Consider the following 12,139-nt stretch of genomic DNA (forward strand, 5'->3'; position numbering starts at 1 on the left):
GTGCAGTGGACCCTGTATATAAGGTGGGGCGAAAGGTGCGGCAGAATGAGCACCGGAGTGACCGCCTACGTCGCAAGTGGCGCGAGGGGTCGAGGTGGTGACGCAGGTGCCACCGGAGCAGATCAGGAGGGTCGATGGCGGCACGTGGAAAGGCAGCGGCGGGAGACGGCCTGCAGCGTCTGGTGATCGTGGAGTCCCCGGCCAAGGGCAAGAAGATCGGCGACTTCCTCGGCCCGAACTACACCGTCCGGGCGTCGATGGGCCACATCCGCGACCTTCCGAGCCGCGACAACCCGCTGCCCGAGGCCGACCAGGGCAAGCCCTGGGCGCGGCTCGGTGTCGACGTCGACCACGAGTTCGAGGCCCACTACGTCACGTCCGCCAGCAAGCGTTCCACCGTCTCCGAACTGAAGTCCCTGCTCAAGCAGGCCGACGAGCTCTACCTCGCGACAGACGGTGACCGCGAGGGCGAGGCCATCGCGTGGCACCTGCAGGAGGTGCTCAAGCCGAAGGTCCCCGTCAAGCGGATGGTCTTCCACGAGATCACCCAGCAGGCGATCCTCGCCGCCGCGGACGAGCCGCGTGAGCTCGACATGAACCTCGTCGACGCGCAGGAGACCCGCCGCATCCTGGACCGTCTCTACGGCTACGAGGTCAGCCCCGTGCTGTGGCGCAAGGTCAATCAGGGCCTGTCCGCCGGCCGCGTGCAGTCCGTGGCGACCCGCATCATCGTCGACCGGGAGCGCGAGCGGATCGCCTTCCGCACCGCCGGGTACTGGGACATCGCCGCGCAGCTCGACGCCGGCGCCGAGGCGACGCCGCGCACCTTCGGCGCGCGCCTCGTGACCGTCGACGGCGACCGCGTCGCCACCGGCCGCGACTTCGACGCGCAGGGGCAGCTCAAGAAGCCGGCTGGCATCACCGTGCTCGACGGCGCCCGGGCGAACGCCCTGGTGGAGGGCCTGCAGGGCGCCAGCCTGACGGTGACCTCCGTCGAGGAGAAGCCCTACACCCGCAAGCCCTACGCGCCGTTCATGACGTCGACGCTGCAGCAGGAGGCGAGCCGTAAGCTGCGGTTCAACACCGACCGCACCATGCAGATCGCGCAGCGGCTCTACGAGGGCGGCTACATCACGTACATGCGTACCGACTCGACGACGCTCTCGGAGACCGCCATCGCCGCGGCCCGCGAGCAGGCGCGGCAGCTGTACGGCCCCGAGTTCGTGCACGCCACGCCGCGGCAGTACACCCGCAAGGTCAAGAACGCGCAGGAGGCGCACGAGGCGATCCGCCCCGCGGGCGAGACCTTCCAGACGCCGGGCGCGCTCGCATCGGTGCTCAACAGCGACGAGTTCCGGCTCTACGAGCTGATCTGGCAGCGGACCGTCGCCTCGCAGATGGCCGACGTCAAGGGCACCACGCTGAGCCTGCGGATCGGCGGCGCCGCCTCGACGGGCGAGAGCGTCGAGTTCGCCGCGTCGGGCCGTACCATCACCTTCCCCGGCTTCCTCTCCGCGTACGTCGAGACCGTCGACGACCAGGCGGGCGGCGAGGCCGACGACGCCGAGTCCCGGCTCCCGCAGCTCACCAAGGGCCAGGCCATCACCGCGGCCGAGCTCAGCGCGGCCGACCACGTGACCAGCCCGCCCGCGCGGTACACCGAGGCCTCGCTGGTCAAGACCCTCGAAGAGCTGGGCATCGGCCGACCGTCGACCTACGCGTCGATCATCAAGACCATCCAGGACCGCGGCTACGTCGTGAAGAAGGGCAACGCCCTCGTGCCGCAGTGGGTGGCCTTCGCCGTGATCGGCCTGCTCGAGGGCCACTTCGGCGGCCTCGTCGACTACAACTTCACGGCCTCGATGGAGGACGACCTCGACGAGATCGCCGGCGGCCGCGAGGGCCGGGTCGACTGGCTCACCCGGTTCTACTTCGGCGACGGCGGCCCCGACGGCGACAGTGCGGCCGTCTCCGGTGCCGACGGCCCCGGCCCCGACAGCCCGGGCCTGAAGAACCTCGTCGCGGCGAACCTCGACGCGATCGACGCCCGCGCGGTCAACTCGATCCCCCTCTACACCGATCCCGACGGCAACGTCGTCTACGTGCGCGTCGGCCGTTACGGTCCGTACCTGGAGCGCACCGTCACCGGCGAGAAGGGTGAGCCGGAGGTCCAGCGCGCGAACATCCTGGCGTCGATGACGCCGGACGAGCTGACCGAGGAGGTCGCGGAGAAGCTGTTCGCGACCCCGCAGGACGGCCGCCCGCTGGGCATCGACCCGGCGACGGGCCACGAGATCGTCGCCAAGGAGGGCCGTTTCGGCCCCTACGTCACCGAGATCCTGCCGGAGCCCGAGAAGGACCCCGACGCGGAGGACCTGGACGCCGAGGCGGCCAAGCCGAAGACCCGCAAGAAGAAGGCCGACGCGCCGAAGCCGCGCACCGGTTCGCTGCTCAAGACCATGGACATCGAGACCGTGACCCTCGAGGACGCGCTGCGCCTGCTGTCGCTGCCGCGCGTCGTGGGGGTCGATCCCGAGTCCAAGGAGGAGATCACCGCCCAGAACGGCCGCTACGGGCCGTACCTGAAGAAGGGCACCGACTCGCGCTCGCTGGCCACCGAGGAGCAGATGTTCACGGTGACCCTCGAGGAGGCGCTCAAGCTGTACGCGGAGCCGAAGCGACGGGGCCGCGGCGCCGCGGCCGCGCCGCCGCTGCGCGAGCTGGGCAACGATCCGGTGTCCGGCGCCGCGATGGTCATCAAGGACGGCCGGTTCGGTCCCTACGTCACCGACGGCGAGACCAACGCCTCGCTGCGCAAGGGCGACGAGGTCGCGACGATCACCGACGAGCGCGCCTCCGAGCTGCTCGCGGATCGTCGCGCGCGGGGCCCGGTGAAGAAGAAGGCCACCAAGAAGGCGGCGGCGAAGAAGGCGCCCGCGAAGAAGGCGGCGGCCAAGAAGGCACCCGCCAAGAAGGCCGCGGCGAAGAAGACGGCGGCCAAGAAGACGGTCGCGAAGAAGACCACCGCCGCGAAGAAGGCACCCGCGAAGGCCGCGGAGGCCCCCGCGGACGAGACCGTCTGATCAGTCGTCGACAGGGCGCGCCAGCCGCGTGAGCTGGCCGCGCCCGCGGAGTTCGATCGCCTCGCCGAGCACCCACAGGGCCTGCTCGGCGGGCGTCGCGGCCTCGACGGCCCGCCCGGCCGCCAGCAACGACGAGGGCTCCGACTTCGCGATCTCGGTGATCCGCGCCGCCTCGTTCACCGGGTCGCCGATCACGGTGTACTCGAAGCGGGCCTTCGCGCCGATGTGCCCGGCCACCACCTGGCCGGCGGAGACGCCGATGCCGAAGCCGGTCCCGCCGAGCACGTCGCCGAGCTGGATCCGCATCTCCCGCGCCGCGGCCAGCGCGGCCCCCGCAGCGTCCGGATGGGGGAGCGGGGCGCCGAAGATCGCCAGCGCCGCGTCGCCCTGGAACTTGTTGACGAAGCCGCCGTGCAGGTCGACGAGGTCGACGACCACCTTGAAGAAGTCGTTGAGCAGGTCCACGACCGCCGCCGGCTCCTCCGTGACCGCGATCTTCGTCGACCCCACCAGGTCGACGAAGAGCACGCTGACCTCGTTGATCTCGCCACCCAGATGGGTGCCGTGCTCGAGTGCCTGGCGAGCGACGTCCTGGCCGACGTACCGGCCGAACATGTCGCGCATCCGCTGCCGCTCGGCCAGGTCGTGCACCATGTCGTTGAAGCCGGCCTGCAGCAGGCCCAACTCGCTGGAGTCGTAGATCTTCACCGAGGCGGTGAAGTCGCCGTCGCGCACCTTGCGCTGCGCGCGGAACAGGTCGCGGATCGGGTCGCCGATGGACTTCGCGGCCCGGACGGTGCCGAGGAGGCCCGCGGCGAGCGCGACCACCGACAGGAGCAGCACCGGGTTGACCAGCGTCGGGGCGTCCGGGTCGATGACGCCCGACTCCTGTGAGAGCACGACCATGATGATGCCGACGATCGGCGTGGCCGTGCCGAGCACCCAGCTCAGCAGGATGCGGGTGGTCACCGACAGGCCGGCGGAGCCCTGCGGCTCCTGCGCCAGCGCCGCGACGGTGATGGGCCGCAGCACCCGCTCCGTCTGCATGTAGCTCAGGGCGCACGTCGTGATGGCGCCCAGCAGCACCGTCAGGGCGACGATCACCCGGATGCCGCGCGGCGAGTTGTAGTTGATGACCACGAAGATGCCGCCGCCGATGAACCAGAAGATGGCCTGCATGAGCGCCATGCGCAGGGGCAGGGCGAGGGCCCGCCGGGAGATCGCGGGGTCGTACGGGGCGCTCCGGCGGTGCCAGCGCAGCACGGGCAGCACGAGCCGCAGCCCGATCAGCATGCCGAGCACGCTCGCGGCCACGAGGTAGGTGATGAAGACGAGCAGGTTGACGCCGCTGATCTCCTGGAGCTGCACCGACTGCTGCACGGGCAGCGCGAACCGCAGGAAACCGAAGACGAAGACCGCGCCCAGGATGTTCGACCGCAGGATGTCCAGCGCGAAGATCGGCCAGGGGGTCTTGGCGAGCCACCGCGCCAGTCGCAGTGCGCGACTGAGTCTGCTCTTCGGTGCTGCCACCGCTCCAACTTAGCCTGCGCTCGCCGTCGGACGGGAGGGCTAGGGTGTGGGGGTGAGCTCAGTGTTCGATCGCCTGGTGGGGCAGGAAGCGGTGGTGGTGGGCCTGCGGGCGGCCGCGGACGCCGCACGGGAGGTCGTCGCGAGCGGGGGCACCGTCGCCGACCTGGCGGGTTCGTCCATGACGCACGCCTGGCTGTTCACGGGCCCGCCCGGCTCGGGTCGGTCGGTCGCGGCCCGCGCGCTGGCCGCGGCCCTGCAGTGCGACGATCCCGGCGAGCCCGGTTGCGGCCGCTGCCGCGCCTGCACGACGGTGCTCGCCGGCACCCATGCCGATGTGCGGTCCATCGCGCCCGACGGCCTGTCCATCGCCGTCAAGCAGATGCGTGAGGTCGTGGCCGATGCGTCGCGGCGGCCGTCCGTCGGGCACTGGCAGATCGTGCTCATCGAGGACGCCGACCGGCTCACCGAGCAGGCCGGCAACGCCCTGTTGAAGATGGTCGAGGAGCCGCCGGCGCAGACCATCGTGCTGCTGTGCGCGCCGACCGTCGACCCGGAGGACATCTCCGTCACGCTGAAGTCCCGGTGTCGCCACGTGCCGCTCGTCACACCGTCGGCGCCCGCGATCGCGGCGGTGCTCGAAAAGGACGGCATCGACGCGGAACGCGCGGCGTGGGCGGCCGGCGTCTCGGGCGGGCACGTCGGGCGGGCCAAGCGCCTCGCCACCGACCCGGAGGCGCAGAAGCAGCGCAAGCAGGCGCTGGGCCTGGCGCGGGCGGCCACGTCCGAGGGCGTGTACGGCGTCGTCGAGCAGCTGCTGCGCGACGCGGAGAGCGCGGCCAAGGAGCTGAACGCCGATCTCAACGAGCGGGAGACCGAGGACCTCAAGACGGCGCTCGGGGCCGGCGGCGTCGGCCGCGGCACCGCGGGCGTCATGCGCGGCTCCGCCGGGCAGCTCAAGGATCTGGAGAAGCGGCAGAAGGCCCGCGGCACCCGCGCGGTGCGCGACGCCCTCGACCGCGCCCTCATCGACCTCGCGGCGCTCTTCCGTGACGCGCTGGTGCAGGGTACGGGCGCGCAGGTGATACTGATGCATCCCGACGAGGCCGAGCAGACCCGCCGGCTCGCCGGCTTCGCCCGCCCCGAGGGGCTGCTGCGCTGTGTCGAGTCCGTGTTGGAGTGCCGCGAGGCGATCGATCTCAACGTCAAACCCGTCGTCGCGCTCGATGCGATGGCCGCCGGCGTCTCGTCCGCGCTGCGGGACCACCGCCGCTAGCGCGGACCGAGCAACGCTGCCGATATCCACCAACGCGACCGGGAGTCGGCAGCGTTCGCGGGTTTCGGCAGCGTTCGTCAGTTCCCGCGGAGCTGCACCTGCGCGATGGTGGTCTGCCACTTGCCGGAGGTCTGCGACAGCCCGGTGATCCAGATCAGGACGTACCGCGTTTTCGCTGCATTGCTCGCGGTGAAGTCGGTGTCGCCGCTGCTCAGCTCGCCGTCCCACACCGTCGAGGTCTGATCCAGCGAGCTCACCGAGCCCGACGACGACGTGCGCACTTCCACCGTCGAACCCGCGCTGGGTGAGGAGATGGTGCCGGACGTGATCGAGGCCTCGCGGTCCAGGGTGATGAGGAAGCCCACCCCGGACTTGAGCCCGCCGAACTTGGGGCCGCTGAAGTACTGGTCGGTACGCCACGGGGGTGAATCACCGGTCAGCACGTTGTTGAGGTTCGGCGACGAGTCGCTGGTGCCCTGGAAGTTCACGAGCTTGACCGAGGAAGCGGTCACCGTCGAGCCGCCCCCGGAGGATCCGCCGATCGACGGCTTGACCAGGTAGAACACCCCCGCGGCGAGCGCGACGATCACGACGGCGGCGAGCGCCGCCACCGCGCGTCCCCACCTGCGGGGCTTCTCCGGCGCGGGCGCGACCGGCGCCTCCTGCCGGGCCGAGGCCGGGAGGTGTTCCGCGCGCGTGGGCGCGGGCTGCGCCGCGGTGTGCGGGCCGGGGTACTCGCCGGTCGGGACGTACTGCCCCGTCGGCGGCCCCGGGTAGGGCGCGGTGCCGGGGCCGGCGTGGGCGCCCGTGTGCTCGCCGGTGTAGGCGGGAACGGGCTGGGGTGCGGTGCCGGCGGGCAGCGATGACGGTGCCTCGCCGCGCAGCCCCGAGACGAACTCGGCGCAGCTCGCGTACCGGTCCTCGGGGCGCTTGGCGAGGGCCTTGCGGAAGACCGCGTCGAGGTGGCCCGGCAGCGACGGATTGCGGGAGGTGATCCGCGGCGCGGGCTGGTTCAGGTGCGCCGAGATGACGGCGGCGGGCGAATCGCCCGGGAAGGGCGGCTCGCCGGTGAGCAGCTCGAAGACGGTGCAGCCGAGCGAGTACAGATCGGCCCGGTTGTCGAGGATCTTGTTGTCGAAGGCCTCGGGCGACATGTACGCCATGGTTCCGACGGTGATCCCCGTCGACGTGACGCCGACGGCCTCGCCCGCGGCTTTGGCGATACCGAAGTCGGCGAGCTTGACCTGCGGCGCACCGTCGGAGTCGAAGGCGACGAGGATGTTGGCGGGCTTGACGTCGCGGTGCGTGATCCGCGCCCGCCGGTAGGCGTAGTCGAGGGCGGCACCGGCACCGTCGGCGATCTCGATCGCGAGCGGCAGCGGCATCGGCCCGCGCTGGGCGAGCATCTGCGAGGTGTCCGGCCCGGCGACGTACTCCATCGTGATCCACAACCGGCCGTCGACTTCGCCGCGGTCGTACAGGTGGATGATGTTGCGGTGGTTGAGCTGCGCGAGCACGTAGGCCTCGCGGTCGAAGCGCGCCTTGTACTGCGGGTTGCTGCTCACGGACGTGTGCAGCAGCTTGAGCGCGTCCTGCCGCGGCAGGCGCGGATGCTGGACGAGATACACCTCACCCATCCCGCCGCCGCCGAGCTTGCGGACCACCCGGTAGCCCGCGATCTGCTGCTCGTTCATCCGCTCCCTCGAAACGCGCCCGCCCGTCGACCGCACCGAGTCAACGGTAGCGGTAGACAGGCGGAAACGTGATCGCCGCAGGTCAGACGGTGACCTTGGCCTCCTTGCTGGAGCTCAGGCGCAGCCCGGACTCCTCGCCGAAGGAGAGCTCGCTGTTCAGCCGCTTGGCGTCCTCGAAGTAGCTCATCGACATGCGCCAGTCGTCGGCCTCGCCCTGGCGGGGCAGCTCGGCGAGCGCGCGCTGGACGTAGCCGGCCTCGAAGTCGAGGGCGGGGCGGGTCGCCATGTCGGGGTCGGCGACGGCGACGGCGGTGTCCAGGCCCTTCGCGTCCAGCGTCCCGATCAGCTTGGTGATGTACTTCCACAGCATGCCGACCTTCAGCGTCCACGACGAGTTCGTGTAGCCGATGGCCAGGGCGGCGTTCGGGACGCCGGAGAGCATCGCGCCGCGGTGGATGACGGCGTTCGGCACGTCGACGTCGCGGCCGTCGACCGACAGCGTCACGCCGCCGAGCAGCTTGAGCTTGAGACCGGTCGCGGTGACGATGATGTCCGCGTCGAGGTGTTCGCCGCTCGCGAGCTCGATGCCGGTCTCGTCGAAGGTGACGATCTTGTCGGTCGCGACGGCCGCCTTGCCCGAGCGGATGGCCTTGAACAGGTCACCGTCGGGGACGGCGCACAGGCGCTGGTCCCACGGGTTGTACGGCGGGTTGAAGTGCACGTCCACCGGGTAGCCCTTGGGCAGGCGCTTGGCGTTCTCGTTGCGGATGATCTTGCGCGCCAGATCCGGGAAGCGCTGCGCGAAGACGTACACGCCGCGCTGCTGCCAGATGAACCGCTTGCGTGAGAGGTCGTGGCCGATCTTGTGGCCGAAGATCTTGTGCAGGGTGTTGGTGACCGGGTCCTGCTTGGGCACCGGCATGATGTACGTCGGCGTGCGCTGCAGCATGGTCACGTGCTCGGCCGGCTTCTCACTGGTCAGGAGCGACGGGACCAGGGTGACGGCGGTGGCGCCGGAGCCGATGACCACGACCTTCTTGCCGCTGTAGTCCAGGTCCTCGGGCCAGAACTGCGGGTGGATGATCTGCCCGGCGAACTTCTCGCGGCCCGCGAACTCGGGCGTGAAGCCCTGCTCGTAGTCGTAGTAGCCGCTGCCGAAGAGCACCCAGTTCGCGGTGAGCGCGATGCGCTCACCGGCGTGGTCGACCTGCACGGTCCAGCGGCCGTCCTCGCTCGACCAGTCGGCCGAGACCACCCGGTGGTCGTAGCGCACCTTGTCGACCAGGTCGTTCTCGACCATCGTCTCCTGCAGGTAGTCGAGGATCTTGTGCGCGTCCGCGATGGAGTCCTTGGACTCCCACGGCTTGAACTCGTAGCCGAAGGTGTGCAGGTCCGAGTCGGAGCGGATGCCCGGGTACTTGAACAGGTCCCACGTGCCGCCGAACGTCGACCGGCCCTCGAGGATCGCGAAGGACTTCCCGGGCAGCTCGGTGGTGATGTAGTGGCCGGCGCCGATGCCGGAGATGCCGGCACCGATCACGATGATGTCGAGGTGCTCGGGCGTGGTGCTCGTCATACTTGTCTCTCCTGGTCCGAGGGCTCAGTGATAGAACCGATGACTCACTCTCTCGCTCGACGGTCCTGTCCGGCCAGCGCAGAGTGCACCCGGTTGCCACCCGGTCTGGTGCAGATCGTCACGCAGGTGCGTCGGGGCCCAGCCAGCGCAGCACGTCGAGCGCCACCGCCACCCCGGTGGGGTTGTCCGCGAGGGGGCGGGGCAGCAGCTCGTCGGCCCTGGTGAGACGCCGGATCACGGTGTTGCGGTGCGTGTAGAGGCGTTCCGCGGTGCGCGAGGTGTTGAACTGCTCGTCGACGTACGCCGCGACGGTCTCCCGCGTTTCCTGATCGGCGCTCAGCAGGTCGCCGAGCGTGTCGCGGACGAATTCGTCGGCCTTCCCGGTGTCGCTGGTGACCAGCGAGATCAGCGCGATGTCGTCGTATCCCGCCACTCGCCGCCGGGTGCGCAGCCGCGTCATGACGCGCTGCGTGGTGCCCGCGTCGAGGTGGCTGCGACGGAACCCGTCGAGGTCCTCGCCCGGCCGTCCGATCGCGACGCGCACCTCGGGGTGGTCGGCCAGTTCGCGGGCCAGGTCCGCGGAGTCGAGGACGACGGTGCCCGGCAGCCACAGCCACAGCGCCGACGCGCTCGCGACCACGGTCAGCGGCCGGGGTGTCCCCGCGCGCCGGGCGAGGGCGTGGGCGGCGGCGTCGAGATCGCCGACCGCGCCGGTGGTCCAGACGACCGCCGCGGTATGCGGCCCGGTCAGTCGATAGCCCAGCTGCTGCTCCGCGCGCGGCCGCGTGATGGGGGCGCCCTCCAGGATCAGCGAGACCGCGGCCAGACGGTCCGCGTTCGTCCCGGTGGTCAGCTGCTCGCGTTCGCCCGCCATGCGGATCGTGATGGCGTCGATGGTGTCGTCCACGTACGTCGACATCGACGCCCACGTGACGGCCAGGAGCTCGCGCAGTTCGGCCGGGTCGTCGGTGAGCTCGAAGCAGACGTTCATCCACAGCGTCCACGCGGTGTTGAGGCCTTTGCGGTAGGTGTCGATCCCGTGCAGGTCGAGGCCCCGTCGGACGAGGTCGCGCGCGACGGCGAGCGCGTCGGCGGAGTCGATGTTGGGCGGCACTCGTCGGCCCGGATGAGCCAGGTTGTGCGCCGCCCAGTGCAGCATCACGGCGGTGTCGGAGTTGCGGACCAGCTCGGCCAGGGTCGGGTCCGAGGCGATCGGGGACAGGATGACGCCGGTCAGGGTGGCGTCCTGCAGCGCGGTCACCCACTCGTCGGGCGCGTTGCTCGCGAACTCCGCGGCGCGGCGGATCAGCTCCTTCACCCGGTCCGAGGGCTCGGGCCAGTTCTGCTCCGTCGGCGCACCCATGCGTGGAACCCTACTGACCCGTCGGCCGAACTAGGGTGTGCGCGTGATGCGAATGCGGGCGGCGGCCGGGTGGGCGGACGCCCATCAGGTCCCGCTGTACCTCGCCGGGCTGGTTCTCGGGGCCGTCCTCGGCCTGTCCGTCCCGACGGTGGCGGGCCCCGCCGAGGCCGTCATCAATCCCGTGCTCGCGCTGCTGCTCTACGCGACCTTCCTCGGGATCCCGTTCGCGCGCATGGGGGAGGCCCTGCGGGACGTGCGCTTCCTCGGCACCGTGCTGGCGGTGAATTTCATCGCGGTGCCGATCGTGGTTCTCGCGGTGTCGCGGATCGTCGCGCACGACCGGGTGCTGCTCGTCGGGGTGCTGTTCGTGCTGCTCACGCCGTGTGTGGACTACGTGATCGTGTTCAGCGGACTCGCCGGCGGCGCGCAGGACCGGCTGCTCGCCGCCGCGCCCCTGCTGATGCTGGTGCAGATGATGCTGTTGCCGCTGTACCTGTGGCTGTTCGTGGGTGGGGATGTGGTGCGCACCGTCGACTACGGGCCGTTCGCCGAGGCGTTCGGGTGGGTGATCGTGGTGCCGCTGGTCCTCGCGGGTGCGACGCAGTGGGCGGCCTCCCGAACGGGGTGGGGCGCGACGGTGTCGTCGGTCGTGACGGGCGCGATGGTGCCGATCATGGTGCTGACGCTCGCGGTGGTGGTCGCGTCGCAGATCGCGGGCGTGCGCGATCAGCTCTCGTCACTGCTGCTCACGATCCCGGTGTACGTGCTGTTCGCGCTGGTGATGACGCCGATCGGGGCTGCGGCCGGACGCATCGCCGGCCTGGACGTGCCGAGCCGGCGCAGCGTCGTCTTCAGCGGCGTCACGCGGAACTCGCTCGTGATCCTGCCGCTGGTCCTGGCGCTGCCCGGCGCGTACGACCTGGCGCCGCTGGTGGTCGTGACGCAGACGCTCGTGGAGCTGGTGGTGATGGTGCTCTTCGTCCGGTTGATCCCGCGCCTGATCCTCTAGCCCGAGGTTCGCCGATCGCTATCCTGTCGTGATGGATGCGGATTCCGGTCAGTCGAGCGTGCGGCGGCCGACACCCCTCGATGTGGTGGGAGCCGTTCTCGCCGTGCTCGTCGCGATCGAGGTGCTCGCGTGGCTGTGGGGGCAGACCCTGGGCACGGACATGCTGTGGCAGGCTTTCTCGCTGCTGAGCGGCAGCGTGCTCGTTGTGGCGTGGCTCATCTACCTTGTGATCTGGGTGGCGCGGCGGAAGCGGTACGCCCGGCATCTCCTGGTGATTCCGGTGATCGGCCTCTTGGCGTTGGCCGTCGCGTTCACCGGCTTGCCGCAGAAGGCGCGATGGTCGTACGACGAGCCCAGGCTCACCGCGGCGGCCCGAGCGGTGCTGGCCGACCCCCGGACGGAGTTTCATGACAGCGGCGACCAGCGGATAGGCACGCAGGAGGTGTACGCGACGGACAAGACCGGCGGCGTGGTCACGTTCTCGATCTTCGGCGGCGGCTTCAGCGTCACGACGCTCGAGTATCGGCCCGATGGAAGCGCACCGGAGTTCGGCGGAGAGCTACGGAGCGAGAAGCTGTCCGACGACTGGTGGCTCGTCATGATCGACTAGC

8 protein-coding genes are annotated in these 12,139 nt (G+C 70.5%); 4 read left to right on the forward strand and 4 right to left on the reverse strand.

Annotated elements, in window-relative coordinates:
- The first annotated feature begins 134 nt into the window (after positions 1–134).
- On the forward strand, positions 135–3,083 hold the full coding sequence (gene topA, locus FK530_RS00650) for a type I DNA topoisomerase (RefSeq protein WP_146485061.1): 2,949 nt from the start codon (positions 135–137) through the stop codon (positions 3,081–3,083).
- On the opposite strand, the gene FK530_RS00655 is transcribed toward topA, so the two are convergent.
- Entirely contained in the window at positions 3,084–4,613 is a 1,530-nt protein-coding gene (locus tag FK530_RS00655) for an adenylate/guanylate cyclase domain-containing protein (RefSeq protein WP_231706444.1), read from the reverse strand.
- A gap of 52 nt (positions 4,614–4,665) precedes the next feature.
- On the opposite strand from FK530_RS00655, the gene FK530_RS00660 reads away from it, so the two are divergent.
- Positions 4,666–5,886 carry a DNA polymerase III subunit delta' gene (locus FK530_RS00660; protein ID WP_146485062.1) on the forward strand — a complete coding sequence of 407 codons (1,221 nt, stop codon included), beginning with the start codon at positions 4,666–4,668 and terminating at the stop codon, positions 5,884–5,886.
- A 77-nt stretch (positions 5,887–5,963) separates the two neighbouring features.
- Here the strand turns inward: FK530_RS00660 and FK530_RS26405 are convergent, their stop codons facing one another.
- From FK530_RS26405 to FK530_RS00675, 3 genes are all read right to left on the reverse strand, one after another.
- The gene (locus FK530_RS26405; RefSeq protein WP_205124162.1) at positions 5,964–7,580 is read right to left on the reverse strand and encodes a serine/threonine-protein kinase; all 1,617 of its coding nucleotides are present in this window, start codon (positions 7,578–7,580) and stop codon (positions 5,964–5,966) included.
- Positions 7,581–7,662: 82 nt separating this feature from the next.
- Entirely contained in the window at positions 7,663–9,156 is a 1,494-nt protein-coding gene (locus FK530_RS00670) for a flavin-containing monooxygenase (RefSeq protein ID WP_146485063.1), read from the reverse strand.
- 118 nt (positions 9,157–9,274) lie between these two features.
- Positions 9,275–10,519, reverse strand: coding sequence for a PucR family transcriptional regulator (locus tag FK530_RS00675; RefSeq protein ID WP_146485064.1), 1,245 nt, complete (start codon positions 10,517–10,519; stop codon positions 9,275–9,277).
- Between the two features lie 46 nt (positions 10,520–10,565).
- On the opposite strand from FK530_RS00675, the gene FK530_RS00680 reads away from it, so the two are divergent.
- Positions 10,566–11,528 (forward strand): arsenic resistance protein, encoded by a 963-nt coding sequence (locus FK530_RS00680; protein WP_223120318.1) that lies wholly within the window; start codon positions 10,566–10,568, stop codon positions 11,526–11,528.
- A gap of 31 nt (positions 11,529–11,559) precedes the next feature.
- Positions 11,560–12,138 (forward strand): hypothetical protein, encoded by a 579-nt coding sequence (locus tag FK530_RS00685; protein WP_146485065.1) that lies wholly within the window; start codon positions 11,560–11,562, stop codon positions 12,136–12,138.
- Position 12,139: the final 1 nt, after the last annotated feature.

The organism is Tsukamurella conjunctivitidis (assembly GCF_007858475.1).
GTDB lineage: Bacteria > Actinomycetota > Actinomycetes > Mycobacteriales > Mycobacteriaceae > Tsukamurella > Tsukamurella conjunctivitidis.